This window comes from Dactylosporangium maewongense (assembly GCF_039531485.1).
GTDB classification, from domain to species: Bacteria; Actinomycetota; Actinomycetes; order Mycobacteriales; family Micromonosporaceae; genus Dactylosporangium; species Dactylosporangium maewongense.
Window position 1 is genome coordinate 151361 of sequence record NZ_BAAAQD010000003.1, and the last position, 16964, is coordinate 168324.

15 protein-coding genes are annotated in these 16964 nt (G+C 72.8%); 6 read left to right on the top strand and 9 right to left on the bottom strand.

All coding sequences use genetic code 11. The features are described 5' to 3' along the window. Window positions 1-127: 127 nt before the first annotated feature. Genes ABD332_RS10455 through mtrA form a run of 4 tightly spaced genes read right to left on the bottom strand, consistent with a single transcriptional unit; the run spans window position 128 to window position 5053 of the window. Window positions 128-802 carry a ComF family protein gene (locus ABD332_RS10455; RefSeq protein WP_344501611.1) on the bottom strand — a complete coding sequence of 225 codons (675 nt, stop codon included), beginning with the start codon at window positions 800-802 and terminating at the stop codon, window positions 128-130. Between the two features lie 8 nt (window positions 803-810). Further along, on the bottom strand, window positions 811-2679 hold the full coding sequence (locus tag ABD332_RS10460; RefSeq protein ID WP_354890928.1) for an LpqB family beta-propeller domain-containing protein: 1869 nt from the start codon (window positions 2677-2679) through the stop codon (window positions 811-813). Further along, window positions 2679-4352 (bottom strand): MtrAB system histidine kinase MtrB, encoded by a 1674-nt coding sequence (gene mtrB, locus ABD332_RS10465; RefSeq protein WP_425552170.1) that lies wholly within the window; start codon window positions 4350-4352, stop codon window positions 2679-2681. The genes ABD332_RS10460 and mtrB overlap by 1 nt, the downstream gene beginning before the upstream one ends. 11 nt (window positions 4353-4363) lie before the next feature. After that, window positions 4364-5053: an MtrAB system response regulator MtrA gene (gene mtrA, locus ABD332_RS10470; protein WP_033364613.1), complete on the bottom strand. Its 690-nt coding sequence runs from the start codon at window positions 5051-5053 to the stop codon at window positions 4364-4366. 120 nt (window positions 5054-5173) lie between these two features. On the opposite strand from mtrA, the gene ABD332_RS10475 reads away from it, so the two are divergent. The 5 genes from ABD332_RS10475 to ABD332_RS10495 all read left to right on the top strand — a co-directional run bounded on the left by ABD332_RS10475 (window position 5174) and on the right by ABD332_RS10495 (window position 10389). Beyond that, entirely contained in the window at window positions 5174-6022 is an 849-nt protein-coding gene (locus tag ABD332_RS10475) for a hypothetical protein (RefSeq protein WP_344501613.1), read from the top strand. Continuing rightward, on the top strand, window positions 6019-6579 hold the full coding sequence (locus ABD332_RS10480) for a DUF4129 domain-containing protein (RefSeq protein ID WP_344501614.1): 561 nt from the start codon (window positions 6019-6021) through the stop codon (window positions 6577-6579). Before ABD332_RS10475 ends, ABD332_RS10480 begins: the two co-directional genes overlap by 4 nt. Beyond that, the gene (locus ABD332_RS10485) at window positions 6576-7919 is read left to right on the top strand and encodes a DUF4350 domain-containing protein (protein ID WP_344501615.1); all 1344 of its coding nucleotides are present in this window, start codon (window positions 6576-6578) and stop codon (window positions 7917-7919) included. The genes ABD332_RS10480 and ABD332_RS10485 overlap by 4 nt, the downstream gene beginning before the upstream one ends. 53 nt (window positions 7920-7972) lie before the next feature. Beyond that, window positions 7973-8932, top strand: a complete 960-nt coding sequence (locus ABD332_RS10490; protein ID WP_344501906.1) for an AAA family ATPase — start codon at window positions 7973-7975, stop codon at window positions 8930-8932. A 110-nt stretch (window positions 8933-9042) separates the two neighbouring features. Then, window positions 9043-10389, top strand: coding sequence for a DUF58 domain-containing protein (locus tag ABD332_RS10495; RefSeq protein WP_344501616.1), 1347 nt, complete (start codon window positions 9043-9045; stop codon window positions 10387-10389). A 162-nt stretch (window positions 10390-10551) separates the two neighbouring features. Here ABD332_RS10495 and ABD332_RS10500 read toward each other — a convergent pair whose 3' ends face one another. Then, complete coding sequence (locus ABD332_RS10500) at window positions 10552-11547, bottom strand: stage II sporulation protein M (protein ID WP_344501617.1); 996 nt, start codon at window positions 11545-11547, stop codon at window positions 10552-10554. Between the two features lie 99 nt (window positions 11548-11646). On the opposite strand from ABD332_RS10500, the gene ABD332_RS10505 reads away from it, so the two are divergent. Beyond that, a complete protein-coding gene (locus ABD332_RS10505) occupies window positions 11647-12573 on the top strand; it encodes an RDD family protein (RefSeq protein WP_344501618.1) in 927 nt (308 codons plus the stop codon). A gap of 316 nt (window positions 12574-12889) precedes the next feature. On the opposite strand, the gene ABD332_RS10510 is transcribed toward ABD332_RS10505, so the two are convergent. Genes ABD332_RS10510 through ABD332_RS10525 form a run of 4 tightly spaced genes read right to left on the bottom strand, consistent with a single transcriptional unit; the run spans window position 12890 to window position 16935 of the window. Continuing rightward, window positions 12890-13930 (bottom strand): ABC transporter ATP-binding protein, encoded by a 1041-nt coding sequence (locus ABD332_RS10510; protein ID WP_344501619.1) that lies wholly within the window; start codon window positions 13928-13930, stop codon window positions 12890-12892. Then, window positions 13927-15048, bottom strand: a complete 1122-nt coding sequence (locus ABD332_RS10515) for an ABC transporter ATP-binding protein (RefSeq protein WP_344501620.1) — start codon at window positions 15046-15048, stop codon at window positions 13927-13929. Before ABD332_RS10515 ends, ABD332_RS10510 begins: the two co-directional genes overlap by 4 nt. Then, window positions 15045-15956, bottom strand: coding sequence for an ABC transporter permease (locus ABD332_RS10520; protein ID WP_344501621.1), 912 nt, complete (start codon window positions 15954-15956; stop codon window positions 15045-15047). The genes ABD332_RS10515 and ABD332_RS10520 overlap by 4 nt, the downstream gene beginning before the upstream one ends. After that, complete coding sequence (locus tag ABD332_RS10525; RefSeq protein ID WP_344501622.1) at window positions 15949-16935, bottom strand: ABC transporter permease; 987 nt, start codon at window positions 16933-16935, stop codon at window positions 15949-15951. The genes ABD332_RS10520 and ABD332_RS10525 overlap by 8 nt, the downstream gene beginning before the upstream one ends. Window positions 16936-16964 lie beyond the last annotated feature (29 nt).

The following is a 16964-nucleotide window of genomic DNA, read 5'->3' on the forward strand; positions in this document are numbered from 1 at the left end:
CGAGGACAGCCGCTAGTCACCCCTGGTTCACAAGAACTCTCCGATCAACTTCTGAATCCCTCCTCGCGGATTACCCCGAGTGGCGCACGAAGTAACGTTCCGCTCGAACCGGGACGAAGGGCGTTAGCTACGCGGCACGCTGCGTAGCGGCCAGAACGGCCACGCGGTGGACCCGGACGCCCGCGGCGGCGAGCCGCGCCGTGGATGCGGCGAGGGTCGACCCGGTGGTGATGATGTCGTCGACGAGGATCACGGCACCGCCGGCCGGCCTGCCCCGTCCGCGCACCGCGAAGGCCTGCGCGGCCGCGCGGGCCCGCTCGGCGGCCGACAGCTCGGTGGAGTCCTCCCGCTTCGGCAGCGCCCGCAGGAGCCCTTCCACCCGCACCTCGGCGCCCCGCCGGCGCAGCGTCGCGGCCGCGGCGACCGCGAGCCGGTCGACGTGGTCGCCGAAGCGCCGCCTGGCCGCCGCGCTCGTGGCCGGCACCGGCACCAGCGTCACCGGCCCGGCACCGGCCGGCACGGACGCGGCGACGACCCTGGCGAGCAGCCCGCCGAGCACCGGCGCCAGCTCGTGACGGTTGCGCTCCTTGTACTGGATGAGCATCCGCCGCACGGAGCCGGCATACGCGGCGAGGGCGAAGACCGGCGGCAGCCCCGGCGGCTCGGGCACCGGCCGCGTGCGCCCCGGCCGGACGGCGGCGAGCGCCGCGCGGCACGGCTCGCACAGCGGCCCGGTCGCCGGCTCGTCGCATCCGGCGCAGGTGGCCGGCAGCACGAGGTCCAGCAGGTCGGCGAGCAGCATGACGCCCGTCAGTCCGCGTAGAACGGCGACTTGGCCACCAGCTTCGCCGGTGGGGAGGTCGACGGGCCGGGCGCCGCCCCGGGAAGCACGTCCTGCTTGAGCTCGTCGACGGAGCTGCCGAACACCCCGCGGCCCTGCTGCCCCCCGTCCTGGAACACGACGGACACCGCCTGCTCCGACTGCCTGCTGGTCGGGTCGTTGGTGCGCGCCGACAGCTCGGTGACCAGGACGGCGGGCGGGCTCGGGTTCAGCGGCAAGGGCCGCTCGCCGGTGCCGTCGATGCTGGTCCACACCATCGAGTAGGTGCCGGCCGCCCTGTCGTTGAGCGGGTTCGGCCCGCCGCCGATCGCGAGCGTGGTCTCGGTGATCCAGCCGACGGCCTTGTTGCTGCTGAGCGTGTTGGGGACCGGGTGCCGCTCGCCGAGCGTCAGGTTGCCGTTCTCGAACCGCAGCGCCGCGATCATGGCCTTGCCGCCCACGATCAGGGCGATCCGCCGGCCGTCGGGCGACACCGAGAAGGCCGAGACATTGGTCAGGCTCTCCCCGTTGGGACCGGGCACGACCACGGCCTGCGGCGGCTCGCCGCCGCTCCCCGGCGGCGTGACCGCCCACAGCTTGGCGCCGTCGGTGACCAGGAACCGCTGCGCCGGACGGTTGATCCACACCGGCCGGCTCAGGTTGGCGCCCATCTCGGAGGCGAGGACCTCGACGTACTTGGGCTCGCCCGTGCCGGAGTTGACGAAGAGCTGCTGCTTCGCGCCCACCTTGCGGACCAGCGCCGCCCTCGTGCGCGCCCGGTTGATCGTCGCCGACAAGACCGCCTTGTTCCACTCGCTCGGGCCGAACAGCGACGGGGGGTCGCGGGTGACGGTGAGCTGGCGGACCGACTCGTTGACGACGGCGAACTTCTCCAGGTCGGGCTCGTCCTGCACGGCGGCGTTGTCGTTGAGGTAGCCGTCGGAGACGTTCGTGGTGTCCTTGGCGTTCTCGAAGGAGAGCAGGACGACGGGGTGCCCGGGGAGCGACCACCGGATCTGGCTCGCCAGCCTGCGCAGGTCGTCGGCGCTCTTGCCGGCCGCCTTCGCGCTGAGGTTCACGTCCACGCTCTGGTCGTCCTTGAGCGTCGGGCTGCCCTTCGTCTCGATGTCGGACGGCCTGTCGACGACCGAGCTGAGCCACGACGACGGCCCGTCGACGAGCCACTGCACGACCTCGTTGACCTTCTTCGACGCCGGCAGCACGTTGGGCATGTAGCGCAGGTCGGGCACCAGCTTCGGCGCCTCGACGTCCTTCTCCCAGAAGTAGATGGGCTGGCGGGTGTACGACGACGCCAGCCCTTCGGTGCTCAGCAGCATGAACGGGGGCACCTTGGACAGCAGCAGCTGGCCGCCGACCTGCTCGCCCTCGAAGTCGAAGTTGAGGCCGCGCTCCCAGGTGGGGTCGTTCTGCCCGGCGACGAGCCGGCCCTTGGGGTCGAGCTGGCCGACGCGCTCGAAGTGCGCCTTGACCACGATCCGGCCCTTGTCGTCCGGCGGCGAGGGTGTCAGGGTCGCATCGACCACGACCAGCTGCGCCGGCGGGCGCCAACCGGCCGCGGTCTCCTTGGTCATGAAGGTCTTCATGCGGGTCTGGGTCTCCGACCCCGCGTCAGACGGATCGGCGCTGGTGATGTTGCCGCCGACCGATGTCTTCAGGAAGCTGTTGACCAGTGCGATCAGGCTCGTGATGCCGTCGGGCTTGAGCGGCTCCTCCGCCCGGTCCTGGGCGCGGCTCGGCTCGGCGGCCGGGCCGGCGTACCTCGGCTCGGTGCTGTCGGGCAGCCCGCAGCCGCCGAGCGCCAGCGCGAGCACGGCCAGCCCCGCCGCGAAGCGGCGCATCACGGCGTCTCGCCGATCAGGGCGGCCTCGTCGGCGCGGGCGTCGTCGGGCACCAGTCGCAGCGGCGAGGAGACGAGGCGGTCGCCGGAGCGCACCGGCAGCGTCAGGCGGAACTGGGCGCCCTTGCCGGGCGCGCCCCAGGCCTCCAGCCAGCCGCCGTGCAGCCGGGCGTCCTCCAGGCTGATCGACAGGCCGAGGCCGGTGCCGCCGGTCTGCCGCGCCCGGGACGGGTCGGCCCGCCAGAAGCGGTTGAACACGAGCTTCTCCTCGCCGGTCTTCAGCCCGACCCCGTGGTCGCGCACGGTCACCGCCACCGCCGCCTCGTCGATGGCCAAGGTCACCACGACCGGCTTGCCCTCGCCGTGCTCGATGGCGTTGCCCAGCAGGTTGCGCAGGACGCGCTCGACGCGCCGCGGGTCGACCTCGGCGATCGCGCCATCCTCCGGCGCCTCCACCCGCAACGGTACTTTGCACCGCTCGGCGAGCGCCTCGAGCCGCTCCGCGACCCGGTGCACGATCGGCGCGAGGTCGGTCGGCTCGGCGTCCAGCGCGGCGAACCCGGCGTCGAAGCGGCTGATCTCCAGCAGGTCGGTGAGCAGGTCCTCGAACCGGTCCAGCTCGGCCTGCAGCAGCTCCGCGCTGCGCGCGGCGGCCGGGTCGAAGTCGTCGCGGGAGGCGAAGAGCAGGTCCGCGGCCATCCGCACGGTGGTCAGCGGGGTGCGCAGCTCGTGCGACACGTCGGACGTGAAGCGCCGCTGGAGGCGCGACATCTCCTCCAGCCGCACGATCTGCCGCTGGAGGTTGGCCGCCATCTGGTTGAACGCGGCGGCCAGCCGGGCCAGGTCGTCCTCGCCCTTGACCTGCATGCGCTGGTCGAGCAGGCCGGCGGAGAGCCGCTGGGCGGTGCGGGCCGCGACCCGGACGGGCTTCACCACGAGCCGGGTCATGGTCGCCGCGATCAGGGCGAGCAGCGCCACGAGCGCCACGCCGGTCGCCGTGACCACCAGCGCGACGAACTCGACCAGGTCGTTCTCGGCCTTCAGCGGCAGCAGGTAGTACAGCTCCAGGGGCTGGCCGCCGGTGATGATCAGGGTGCCCACGACCAGGAACCGGGTCGGCCCCTGGCCGACGTCCAGGGTCGCGATCTGCTGGTAGGTGCCCGGGCGGCCGCCGACGACCGCCTCGCGGAGCTTGCGCATCGAGCCCTGCTGCAGCACCGCCGTCGCACCGTTGTCCGGCGCGGCGTGCCCCAGCGCCGTGCCCTGCCGCAGGATGACGACCTCGGCGCCGGGGATGTCCATGGAGCTGGCCAGGTCGATGGCCACGATGCGCATCTTCCCGGGCAGCCCCGGGTCGTCGGCCTGGGTGTAGCCCTCCAGGTCCCCGGCCGCCGCCCGGGCACCGCGCTGGATCTGCTCCTTGGACGTGTCGACCTTGGTGCGCAGCACGCCCTGGCTGATCAGCGACGCGACCGTGTAGCCGAACGCCGACACCAGGATCGCCGAGAGCAGCAGCGTGATGCCGACGACCCGGAACTGCAGCGACCGGCGCCACTGCCGGCGGGCCGCGGCGTAGAAGCGCCGCAGCCGGCGGCTCGCGGCGTGCGGGATCAGCCGTTTCGGCCGGAAGCGGCCGAAACGGCGGACCTGCACGACGATCGGGTCGATACGCACCACGGCAGACCTCAGCCTGTGCCGGCCTTGTAGCCCACGCCGCGCACCGTCAGGATGATCTCCGGCTTCTCCGGGTCGGGCTCGATCTTGGCGCGCAGGCGCTGGACGTGGACGTTGACCAGGCGGGTGTCGGCGGCGTGCCGGTAGCCCCAGACCTGCTCGAGCAGCACCTCGCGGGTGAACACCTGGCGCGGCTTGCGGGCCAGGGCCACCAGCAGGTCGAACTCGAGCGGCGTCAGCTTGACCTCCTCACCGTCGCGCATGACGGTGTGCGCCGGCACGTCGATGGTGATCTGGTTGCCGGGCGGGCCGATGGTCAGCAGCTCGGGGGCGACGTCCTCGCCGCGGCGCAGCCGGGCCCGCATGCGCGCGACCAGCTCCTTGGGCTTGAACGGCTTCATCACGTAGTCGTCGGCGCCCGACTCGAGCCCGAGCACCACGTCGACCGTGTCGCTCTTGGCGGTGAGCATCACGATCGGCACGCCGGACTCGGCGCGGATGGACCGACACACGTCGATGCCGCTCATGCCCGGCAGCATCAGGTCGAGCAGGACGATGTCGGGCCGACTGTCCCGGAACGCGCCGAGTGCACGCTCCCCGTCCGCGACGAAGGACGGGAGGAAGCCTTCGCTGCGCAGGACGATGCCGAGCATCTCGGCAAGGGCGGGGTCGTCGTCGACCACCAGGACGCGGGCTCTCATGCGGTCCAATATTTCACCTCGACGCCCGAAGATGGGAACCCGATGCCCGATCTTGGTCAGTTTCCGGCCATCTGGTCAGGGCGGGCCGCCGGGTTCGCGCCTGCCGACTACGGTGTCCGCGTGGACCAGCACAGCCCGGTGATCCCACTGCGTCCGCTCACCTTCGGTGAGCTGCTCGACGCGGGGGTGCTGCTGCTGCGCGCCAATGCCCGGTTGTTCCTGGTCGCCGCGTTCGTGCTGGCGGTGTGCGAGCAGGCCGTGCTGTTTCCGCTGCGCTCCGTCGCCGGGGCGGACGGCACGACGGACGTCTTCGACGCCGACACCGGGATCTGGTGGCTGGTCTTCTGCTGCGGCCTGACCACGGAGGGCATCGTGCTGGCGCTGCTGGGCGGGCTGACCGGGGCGGCCGCCGGGCCGGCCCTGCTCGGGACCCCCGCGCCGGCCCGCGAGCTGCTGCGCGTGTGGGGGCGGCGGGCGCCGGCGCTGATCGTCCTCGCCATCTCGGTCGGCCTGATCCTGCTGCCGAGCGCGGTCGTGGCGCTGCCGTGGTTCTACTTCTTCGGCGCGATCGGCCTGGCCGCGCCCGCGCTCGTGGTCGACCGGGTCGGGCCCGGGGCGGCGCTGGTGCGCTCCCTGAACCTGGCGCCGGTCGGGCTGCGCGGCGTGGCGATCCGGCTGGGCGGCTACGGCGGATGGGCCGCGATCCGGGTGGCGATCGGCCTGGGCACCGCCGCGCTGCTGGACACCGTGCTGCCGAGCGACGCGCTGGTCTACGAGATCGTGACGGTGGCGGTGTGGGTGCTGGCCAACACCGTCGTGTATGCCGCGCTCGCCAGCGTCGACGCCGTCCTGTACCTGGAGAGCCGGATGCGGGTCGAGGGGCTCGACGTCGCGGTCGGCCGCTCCCGCCGGCTCGGCCGCCCCGTCGACCTGGCCCAGGCCGCCCTCTCCGGTGCGGTGCAGCGATGACCCGCGGCTGGGCCGAGTTCCTCGAGCGGCTGTCCGCGGCGATCGGGCTGCCGCTGCTGGTCTTCCTCCTGCTGCTGCTGTCGGTCGTCGGCGGCGTCCTGTACTACTTCTTCCCGCGCTGGGTCCCGAAGCGCTTCCCGCGCCTGCGCCGGAGGAAGCGGAAGAAGAAGGACGTCGAGGAGCCGGAGACGGCCGCGCCCGAGGAGGTCGAGGCCGAGGTCACCGAGCCGTCGAGCGGCGACACGCTGCCCGACCTGCCGGCCAAGGTGTTCCTGAGCCTCGCCGACCGGCTGGCCGCGGAGGGCCGCTACGCCGAGGCGGTCCGCGAGCGGCTCCGGGCGATCGTGCGGGGGCTCGCCGACAGGCGCGCCGTCGAGGTGCTGCCCGGCATGACCGTGACCGAGGTGGCCCACGCCGCCTCCGCCGTGGTGCCGGCCGCCGAGCCGGCGCTGCGCGGCGCGACCGGGATCTTCTCCGACATCTGGTACGGGCAGATCCCCGCCACCGAGGAGCACGACACCCTGATGCGGCGGTACGCGGCGGAGGTCGACGCATGAAGAAGGCGCGCTCCCGGCGGTGGCTGCGGGTCGTGGTCCCACCCGTCGCCGCCCTGCTGGTCGTGATCACCGGCCTGGTGCTGTACCAGTGGGAGCAGCCCGACGAGGACGACGCCGCCTACCTGTCGCCGGTCAGCACGGCGGCCATCGGCGCGAGCACCCTCGCCGACCGCGTCCGCGCGGCCGGGGTCACGATCGCCCGGGTCGGCAGCACCGCCGACGCGTTCCTGGCCGAGAACCGCGGCGACGTGACGATCCTGCTCACCACCCCGCAGTTCGTGCACCCCGAGTACCTGCGGCGGATGGCGCTGCTGCCGGGCTCGACCCGGGTCGTGCTCGTCGAGCCCAGCAAGCAGACCCTGCTGCGCGCGCAGATGCCGCTCACCACCGGCCGGCGGGCCCTCGCCGGATCGGTGAGCGCGCCGGGGTGCGACTACCGGCCCGCGGCCGACGCCGGCCCGGCGGGGATCCACCGGACCAGCTACGGCCCCGTCGACCCGGCCGCCGAGGAGGAGTTCGCCCGCTGCTACGACGACTCGCTCATCGTGTTCAGCCGGGGCTGGACCACCACGACGATCGCCGGCTCCGCGGACCCGTTCCGCAACGACCGCATCGGCGAGGCCGGCAACGCGAGGCTCGCCACCAGCCTGCTGACCACCAGGCCGCGGCTCGTCTGGGTCGACCTGCACCGGCACGAGTCGCCGCCGGAGCCGGTGCGGGACCCCGCCCCTCCCGTGCCGACGGCGACGCGGACCCCCAGCGCCGAGCCGACCGCCACGCCGACCCGCGACCAGGACCTGCCCAGCTCCGGCCCCAGCCGGTCCAGGGGCGCGCCGCCCAGCCCGGACCCCGGCGCGACGCAGGCCGGCAGCCGCGGCGAACCCGCCAACCCGCTGTGGGAGGCCTTCCCTGCGTGGGTCTACGTGGTCGCCGTGCTGCTCGTCGTCGCGCTCCTGCTGTACGCCCTGGCCAGGGCGCGCCGGATGGGCGGGCCGGTGGTGGAGCCGCTGCCGGTGGTCGTGCGCGCCGGCGAGACGGTCACCGGCCGGGGCAGGCTGTACCAGCGGGCCCGGGCGCGCGACGAATCGCTGCGGACGCTGCGGGCGGCCGCCGTGGCCCGGATGGCGCGGCTGCTGCGGCTGGAGCCCGGCACCGGCCGCGCGACGCTCGTGGCCGCGGTCGCCGCGCATTGCGGCTGGCCCCCCGAGGTCGTCGACGACACGCTGTTCGGCCTGCCGCCCGTGGACGACGAGGCGCTGGTCGCCGCGGCCGTCCGGCTGGAGATGCTCACCGAGGCCGTGACCAACGAACAACCCCACGCAGAAGGAGCACGACGGTGACCGACACCGCTATCCCGCTGGCACAGCCGGCGCCAGAGCCGGCAGTGGGGCCGGTGGGGGACCCGCAGGAGGCCCGCGCCGCCCTCGGCCGGCTGCGCGCCGAGGTCGGCAAGGTCGTCGTCGGCCAGGACGCCGTCGTGTCCGGCATGGTGATCGCCCTGCTCGCCCGCGGGCACGTGCTGCTGGAGGGCGTGCCCGGCGTGGCGAAGACGCTGCTCGTGCGCACCATCGCCGCGGCGCTGGACCTGGACACCAAGCGGGTCCAGTTCACCCCCGACCTGATGCCAGGCGACGTCACCGGCTCGCTGATCTTCGACGCCCGCACCGCCGAGTTCGAGTTCCGGGAAGGGCCGGTCTTCACCAACCTGCTGCTCGCCGACGAGATCAACCGGACGCCGCCGAAGACCCAGGCGTCGCTGCTGGAGGTCATGGAGGAGCGGCAGGTGTCGGTGGAGGGCCGGGCCCGCCCGCTGCCGGACCCGTTCCTGGTCGCCGCGACACAGAACCCGATCGAGTACGAGGGCACCTATCCGCTGCCGGAGGCGCAGCTCGACCGGTTCCTGCTGAAGCTGACCGTGCCGCTGCCGACCCGCGACGAGGAGCTCGGCGTGCTGCGCGCGCACCACCACGGCTTCGACCCGCGCCGGCTGCGCGACGCCGGGGTGACCGCCGTCGCGACCGCGGCCGACCTCGCCGCCGGGCGTGCCGCGGTGCAGCGGGTCGCGGTCGCCGACGGGGTCCTCGCGTATGTGGTCGACCTCTGCCGCGCGACCCGCGTGTCGCCGTCGCTGGAGCTCGGCGCCTCGCCGCGCGGCGCGACGGCGCTGCTCGCCGCGGCGAAGGCGTGGGCGTGGCTGACCGGCCGCGACTACGTCACCCCCGACGACGTGAAGGCCCTCGCCCGGCCGACGCTGCGGCACCGGGTGCGGCTGCGGGCCGAGGCAGAGCTGGAGGGCGTCACCGCCGACGCGGTGCTCGACTCGGTCCTCGCGACCGTGCCGGCCCCTCGATGAGCGCGGTGTCCGCGTGACCGCCTGTCTTCGGTGCGGGAGCGGCTTCGTGACCGCCTGGCTTTGCGTGGGGGTGGATTCGTGACCGCCTGGCTTTGCGTGGGGGTGGATTCGTGATCACGTGGCGGCCGGCCGCGCTCGTCGCCGCCGGCACGCTGCTGCTCGCCCTGGCCGGCATCGCCGCCGGGGACGCGGTCGGCGGCGGCTGGCTGTGGCTCGGCGCCGCGGTCCTGCTCGCCGGCGTCGCCGCCGCGTGCGCCGTGGACTACTTCGCCGCCGTGCCGCCGCGCGCGCTGGACCTGTCCCGGTCCGGGCACCAGTCGCTGTGGCTCGGCGACACCGGCAGCGTCGAGCTGACCATCCGCAACGGCGCCGACCGGCCGTTCGTGGGGCGCGTCCGCGACGCGTGGGTGCCGTCCGCCGGCGCGTTCCCCGCCGAGCAGGAGGTCCGGATCGAGCCGGGGCGGGCCGTGAAGCTGACGACGTCGCTGACCCCGACCCGCCGCGGCGACCGGCCCGCCGTCCGGGTGACCCTGCGCTCCCATGGGCCGTTGCGGCTCATGTACCGCCAGACGACGCGCCGGACCGCGGACGCCATGACCCCGTCGTGGCGGGTCCGGGTCTACCCGGCGTTCACGTCCCGGCGTTTCCTGCCCGAGAAGGTCGCCAGGCTGCGGGTCCTGGACGGGTCGGTGGTGACCCGCGGGCGGGGTCAGGGCACCGAGTTCGACACCCTCCGCGAGTATGTCGTCGGCGACGACGTCCGCTCGATCGACTGGCGCGGCAGCGCCCGCCGCTCCGACGTGGTGGTCCGCACCTGGCGACCCGAGCGCGACCGGCGGCTCGTCTGCGTCCTGGACACCGGCCGGACGTCGGCGACCCGGATCGGCGACGAGCCCCGGCTCGACGCGGCGATGGACGCCGCGCTGCTGCTCGCCTCCGTCGCCGCCCGCGCCGACGACCGGGTCGACCTGCTCGCCGTCGACACCACGGTCCGCGCCTCGGTGACGAACGTCGACAAGAGCACGCTGCTGTGGCGCCTCGTCACCGCGATGGCCCCGCTCCAGCCGGCGCTCGTCGAGACCGACTTCGGCCTGGTCGCCGGCGAGGTGCTGCGGCGCGAACGGAAGCGGGCCCTCGTGGTGCTCTTCACCGCGCTGGAGCCGGGCGCGCTCGGCGACGGCCTGCTGCCGGTCCTGCCGCAGCTGGCCGCGAAGCACCGGGTCGTCGTCGCCGCGGTGCACGACCCGGAGCTGAGCCGCATGGCCCGGGTCCGGCCCGGCGCGACCCCGGCCGACGTCTACGCGGCCGCCGCCGCGCAGCGCACCCTCGCCGAGCGGGAGCGGGTCAGCGCCGCCCTGCGCCGCCACGGCGTGGAGGTGGTCGACGCCCCGGCCGACGTGTTCGCGTCCCGGGTCACCGACCACTACCTCGCCCTGAAGACCAGCGGCCGGCTCTAGGACCTGTTTCATAAGGGATGGCCGGGCTGCGGCGGGCCCAGACGCCGCCTGGAACCACGCCGGTCACACCCGGATACAACACCGGTATCCGGGCGCGCCCGGCGCGGCCCCAGATCGACACCTGGACCTCGCCTCGCCTCGACCCCCCTTATGAAACAGGCCCTAGGCCACCGGAACCGCGGCCTCGCTCAGTTCCTCCGGGAGGTCCGTCGACACGCCACGCAGTTCCGCGGCCCGGCCGAGGATCACGACGTACGCCAGGAACCCCAGCCACACGACGGCGCCGATCGCGTCCTTGACCAGCATCGGCAGCTCGGACGGCGTCAGGAAGCCCTCCAGGACGCCGCTGACCAGCAGCACCACCACGAGCCCGAGCGCGACCAGCATCCCCTCCCGGGCCGCCGCCACCAGCGCCCGGCCGCGGGTCCGCAGCGGCCCGGGCACGATCCACGCCCACCCGATCCGCAGCCCCACCCCGGCGCCGACGAAGACGGCGGTCAGCTCCAGCAGGCCGTGCGGCATGATCAGGCCGAAGAACACGTCACCGCGCCCGTACGTGATCATCACGCCGCCGGTCAGCCCGATGTTCAACGCGTTGTTGAACAGCACGATCAGCACCGGCACGAGCAGCACGCCACCGGCGAGGCACTCCGCGGTCAGCACCGCGTTGTTGGTCCAGACGCGCAGCGTCGAGTTCTGCGCCTGGAACTCGCTGTAGTAGCCGACGAACTCGCTCTGGACCATCTTCGTGATCGTCGCGTCGTCCATGAACAGGTCGGCGACCTCGGGGTTGGCCACCACGTACGCCATGATCCCGAACGTGACCAGACTGAACACCGTCGCCACGGCCGACCACCACGGCCACGCCCGGTAGACCGCCAGCGGGAACGTCTCCGTGAAGAACCGCCCCACGGTCCGCCACGAGAACGCCGGCGCCCCCGTGATCGCGTTGCGGGCCGCCAGCACGAGGCGGGACAGGTGGGCGACGAGCGCCGGGTCGGGCGACCGGCTGCGCACGGCGGACAGGTGCGTCGCCGCCCGCTGGTAGAGCGCGACCAGCTCGTCGGCCTCGGCGGCACTCACCCGCCGCCGGCGCGCCAGCTCGTCCAGCCGCCGCCACTCGGCGGAGTGCTCGGCGACGTATGCGTCCAGATCCACGACGGCAGCGTAGACGGCGCCGGCACTCCCGGTGGTCCGGTCGCTCGGGGGTGCGCGCGGGGACGCACGGTGGTGCGGCCGTGTAGGACACTGTTGCGCATGCACATCGCCACGGCCCCCGAAAGTCCAGGAGACCGCCTGGTCAGCGGCGAGGCCGTGGAGCTGGACGTGCGGGTCGCCCGGATCGGCTCACGGGCCGTAGCGCTCATCATCGACGCCTTCGGCCAGGCCGTCCTGTTCATGCTCCTGTTCGTGGCGGCCTCGTTCCTGCGCCTCGTGACCGACGCCGCCGGCCTCTTCGACGACGGCCTCGGCCAGGCCATCTTCACCATCATCCTGGTCGTCACGGCCCTGGGCTACCCGGCCTTCTTCGAGACCGTCCTGCGCGGCCGCACCCCCGGCAAGGCCGCCATGGGCCTGCGCGTGGTCCGCGACGACGGCGGCCCGGTCCGCTTCCGCCACGCCTTCACCCGGGCGCTGCTCGGTCTGGCCCTGGAGTGGCCCGGCCTTCTCCTGCCGGTGGTCACCTGGGTCGCCAGCCTCGGCACCATGCTCATCGGCCGCAGCGGCAAGCGCCTCGGCGACTGGGCCGCCGGCACGATCGTCATCCACGAGCGCACCCCGGCGAGCTGGGGCTGGGTCCCCGCCATGCCACCGCCGCTGCGCTCATGGGCGACCCGCCTGGACCTCACCGGCCTCGACGACAGCCTGGCCTTGGCCGTCCGCCACTTCCTGGCCCGCAACCGCGAGATCACCGAGCCCTCCCGCACCGCCCTCGGCCGCGCCCTGGCCCGCGAGGTCGCGCTCTGCACGACCCCACCCCCGCCCCGCAACGCCCCGGGCTGGGCGTACCTGGCCGCCGTCATCGCCGAACGCAACCGCCGCGCCACCGCCCAGCTCGTCAAGGCCCGCGCCGCCTCGTCCAGCGTCTGGCCGGACCTCCACGCCGCCGCCGGCCCACACCTGGTCGGCCCGTTCGAGCCGGCCCCACCCCCGACCGCCCTCCGCCCCGCCGTCCCCCGCTGACCCGACCGTCAAGACCGACGGCGCCAAGCAGGCCACCCAGAAGGTCGTCGACCGGGTCAACGCCGGCTACGTCCCGGCATCGGCCAACGCGACGGCCGACAGCGACCCCCACCATCGGCCGCGATCCCCCGCACCACCCACCGCCCCTTCGACCGGCGATGCCCCGCCGGCCGCACTGCCGCAACCCCACTCTGCGAACACCGCCCACCACACCACACCGCCACAGGACTCCCCACTGTGGACGCCGCCTCCGGCCCCGGCTGGAGCCTCGCTGGTGGGCGGGGTCCGGGCCGGGGCCGTGGGGTGGAGCGAGTGCCTAGACCAGCTTGACGGCCTCGGCGTAGTGGCAGGCGCTGCGGTGGCCCTGGCCCCGGTCGGTGAGAGCCGGGACCTCGTCGGTGCAGAGCTTTCGTTCGGTGTCGGTGAGCTCGCTGGCGAACTTCGGGCACCGGGTACGGAAACGGCAGCCGCTCGGCGGGTTGACCGGGCTCGGCACGTCGCCGGTGAGGAGGATGCGCTTGCGGACGCGTTCCTTGCGCGGGTCGGGCAGCGGGATCGCCGAGATCAGCGCCTGGGTGTAGGGGTGCGACGCCCTCGTGAACAGCTCCTCGACCGTCGCCGTCTCCACGATCCGGCCGAGGTACATCACCGCGACACGGTGGGCGATGTGCCTGACCACGGACAGGTCGTGGGAGACGAAGAGGTAGGACAGGCCCAGCTCGCTCTGCAGGTCCTCGAGCAGGTTGATGACGCCCGCCTGGATGGAGACGTCCAGCGCCGACACGGGCTCGTCCAGGACCAGGACCTTCGGGCGCAGCGCCAGTGCCCGGGCGATGCCGATGCGCTGGCGCTGGCCGCCGGAGAACTCGTGCGGGTAGCGGTTGCCGTGCTCGGCGTTGAGGCCGACCGTCGACATCAGCTCGCGGACCTTCGCCGGGCCGCCGTCGGAGAAAAGGCCGTGGATGCGCAGCGGCTCGGCGATGATCTCGAAGACGGTCATGCGCGGGTCGAGCGACGCGAACGGGTCCTGGAACACGATCTGCAGGTCGCGGCGCAACGGGCGCATCTGCGAGCGGGACAGCCCGGTGAGCTCCTTGCCCGCGTAGTGGATCTCGCCGCTGGTGGGGCGGATCAGGTTGAGCAGCAGGCGGGCCGTGGTCGACTTGCCGCAGCCGGACTCGCCGACCAGGCCCAGGGTCTCGGTGCCACCGATCTCGAAGGAGACGTCGCAGACGGCGTGCACCTCGCCGACCCGCCGGCGCAGGATGCCGCGGGAGCGGACCGGGAAGTGCTTGACCAGGTTCTTGGCGGAGATGACCGTGCCGGTGACGGCGGGTTTCGTGGTGTCGATGGTCATGAGGCGTCCTCGGGCGTGTCGGCGGCCAGGTCCGTGTCGGCCACCGCGACCTCTTCGGTGTCGACGTCGACGGAGGTCACCGCGAACACGTCGGTGGCCTGGGTGTCGACGAGTTGGGTGCTGAAGTGGCAGGCCGCGGCGTGCTGGCCGTCGAGGTCGACCGGGAGGAGGTCGGGCTCGACCTCCTCGCAGATGTCCTGGGCCATCGGGCAGCGGGGCCGGAAGGGGCAGCCGGGCGGCAGGTTGAGCAGCGACGGCGGCGTCCCGACGATCGGCGTGAGCCGGGCGTCGCGGCCCTCGTCGACGCGGGGCAGGCTGCCCAGCAGGCCGAGGGCGTAGGGCATCCGCGGGCGGTAGAAGATGTCGTCGACGGTGCCCGACTCGACCAGCTTGCCGGCGTACATGACGCACACCCGGTCGGCGTGACCGGCGATGACGCCGAGGTCGTGGGTGATCAGCACGAGCGCGGCGCCGATCTCCGTGCGGGCCGCCTCGAGGGCCTCCAGGACCTGCGCCTGGACGGTGACGTCGAGTGCGGTGGTCGGCTCGTCGGCGATCATGACCTCGGGGTTGTTCGCCATCGCGATGGCGATGACGACCCGCTGGCGCATGCCGCCCGACATCTCGTGCGGGTAGTTGTTGACCCGCTGCTCCGGGTACGGGATGCCGACGACCTTCAGCAGCTCGACCGCCCGGTCCCAGGCCGACCGCTTGCTGACGTCGTGGTGCACGAGCACGGCCTCGGCGATCTGCTTGCCGATGGTGTAGACCGGGTTGAGCGAGGTCAGCGGGTCCTGGAAGATCATCGCCAGGTTCTTGCCGCGGATCTTGCTCATCTCGCGGTCGTTCTTGCCCAGCAGCTCCTCACCGCGGAAGCGGGCCGAGCCGGTGATCTTCGCGGAGCCGGGCAGCAGGCCCATGAGCGCGAGCGACGTGACCGACTTGCCGGAGCCCGACTCGCCGACGATGCCGAGCGTCTCGCCGCGCCGCAAGGTGTACGACACCCCACGGACCGCCTTGACGAGGCCGTCCTCGGTGGGGAACGAGACGCTGAGGTTGTCGACCTCCAGGACGGTGTCCGTCGCGGTTGGGCGGGTGTTCAGTTCGATGGAGGTCATCGGCGCACCAGTGTCTGTCGGGGGTCGAACGCGTCGCGCAGGCCGTCACCGATGAAGTTGACCGTCAGCGCGATGAGGATGATGAACAGGCCGGGGAAGTAGAACAGCCACGGCTGGTCCTGCACGGAGAGCTTGGCATCGTTGATGAGCAGGCCCAGCGAGGTGTCGGGCCGCTGCACGCCGAAGCCGATGAAGGACAGCGCGGTCTCGGCGAGGATCGTGGTCGCGATCGTGACGGTCGCGGCGACGATGATCGAGCCGAGCGCGTTGGGCAGCAGGTGCCGCACGATGATGCGCAGGTCGCTGGCGCCCATCGCCTTGGCCGCCTCGACGAACTCCTGCTCGCGCAGCGACAGCACGACGCCGCGGACGACCCGGGAGATGCCGGCCCAGGCCAGGAACGACAGCACGAGGGCGAGGCCCCACCAGCTGGCGCCGCCCTGGAGGTTGACCGACAGGGTCACCGCGATCGCGATGCTGGGCAGCGTGAGCACCACGTCGGCGATGCGCATCAGCACGCCGTCGGCCCAGCTGCGGTAGAAGGCCGCGACGGCGCCCCACAGCGCGCCGAAGGTGGTGGCGATCAGCGCGACCAGCAGCGAAATCTTCAGCGACTGCTGGGTGCCGCGCATGCTCTGGCCGAGCAGGTCGTGGCCGGCCTGGTCGGTGCCGAGCGGGTACTCCGCGGACGGCGGCGAGAAGCTCGGGCCGTCGATGTACGCGTAGTCGTACTTCCACACCAGCGGCCCGACGAACGCGAACAGGACGATGAGCAGGAAGAGCACGAGGCTGCCGACGGCGAGCTTGTGGCGCAGGAAGCGGCGGAGCACCAGCTCGGCCTGGGAGCGCTGACGCGTGGTCAGGACGGGGGTCGCCTCGGGGGCCTGGGTGGCCAGTGAGCTACTCATAACGGATCCTCGGGTCCAGCACGGCGTAGAGGAGGTCGGCGACGATGTTGAAGAGGATCACGACGACGCCGGAGACGAGCAGCCAGCCGAGCAGTGAGTTGACGTCCCGCCGGGTGACGGACTCCAGCAGGTAGGTGCCCATGCCGGACCAGTTGAAGACGGTCTCGGTGATCACCGCGCCGCCGAAGATGCCGCCGATGTCGACGGCGGTGATGGTGGCGAGCGGGATCAGGGCGGTGCGCAGGGCGTGGCGGACCATGACCTGCCGGCGGAGCAGCCCCTTGGACCGGGCCAGCCGGACGTAGTCGCTGTTGAGGACCTCCAGCATCGCGCTGCGCTGATATCGGCTCCAGGCCGCGTACGTGATGAGCGTCAGCGAGATGGTGGGCAGGACCATGTGCCCCGCGATATCGGTGATCTTGCCCCACGTGTCGAACGAGTCATGGTTGTAGTCCTGATCGCCCAGCGTGTAGAAGACCTGTGAGCCGGTGCTCTGGTTGTACGCGACGCCGGCCTCCTTGAGCAGCAGCGCGAGCCAGAACGACGGGATCGACAGCGCGAGGAAGCCGCCGAAGGTGAAGCCGTAGTCGACCTTGCTGTACTGCTTGACCGCGCTCAGCACGCCGGAGACGACGGCGAGCAGGACGGCCAGCAGCATGGCGACGAAGACCAGCCGGAGCGTGACCCACAGCCGGTCGCCGAGCTGGTCGCCGATGTTCAGGGTCTTCTCGGTGGACTGGCCGAAGTCGCCGTGCAGGATGAGGTTGCCCAGCCAGTTGAAGTACCGCTCGTGGAGCGGCTTGTCGAGGCCGAGCCGGTGGGCCTCCAGCTGTCTGGTCTCGAGCGGGACCGGTGGGTTCCGCGCTTCCATGTCGTCAATGGGGTTGCCCGACAGTGAGGCGATGACGAACACGAATATCGAGGCGGCGATGAGCACCGGAATTCCGATCAGGAGCCGGCGCACCGCATAGGCGATCATGAGTTTCCTCCGCTTATTGGCAGGTGCGG

Bases quoted from the DNA above. Each gene is read 5' to 3' on its own strand.
- ABD332_RS10510 (WP_344501619.1), bottom strand. From the start codon at position 13,930: ATGACCATCGACACCACGAAACCCGCCGTCACCGGCACGGTCATCTCC.
- ABD332_RS10520 (WP_344501621.1), bottom strand. From the start codon at position 15,956: ATGAGTAGCTCACTGGCCACCCAGGCCCCCGAGGCGACCCCCGTCCTG.
- ABD332_RS10485 (WP_344501615.1), top strand. From the start codon at position 6,576: ATGAAGAAGGCGCGCTCCCGGCGGTGGCTGCGGGTCGTGGTCCCACCC.
- ABD332_RS10505 (WP_344501618.1), top strand. From the start codon at position 11,647: ATGCACATCGCCACGGCCCCCGAAAGTCCAGGAGACCGCCTGGTCAGC.
- ABD332_RS10515 (WP_344501620.1), bottom strand. From the start codon at position 15,048: ATGACCTCCATCGAACTGAACACCCGCCCAACCGCGACGGACACCGTC.
- ABD332_RS10460 (WP_354890928.1), bottom strand. From the start codon at position 2,679: ATGCGCCGCTTCGCGGCGGGGCTGGCCGTGCTCGCGCTGGCGCTCGGC.
- ABD332_RS10455 (WP_344501611.1), bottom strand. From the start codon at position 802: ATGCTGCTCGCCGACCTGCTGGACCTCGTGCTGCCGGCCACCTGCGCC.
- ABD332_RS10480 (WP_344501614.1), top strand. From the start codon at position 6,019: ATGACCCGCGGCTGGGCCGAGTTCCTCGAGCGGCTGTCCGCGGCGATC.
- ABD332_RS10525 (WP_344501622.1), bottom strand. From the start codon at position 16,935: ATGATCGCCTATGCGGTGCGCCGGCTCCTGATCGGAATTCCGGTGCTC.
- mtrA (WP_033364613.1), bottom strand. From the start codon at position 5,053: ATGAGAGCCCGCGTCCTGGTGGTCGACGACGACCCCGCCCTTGCCGAG.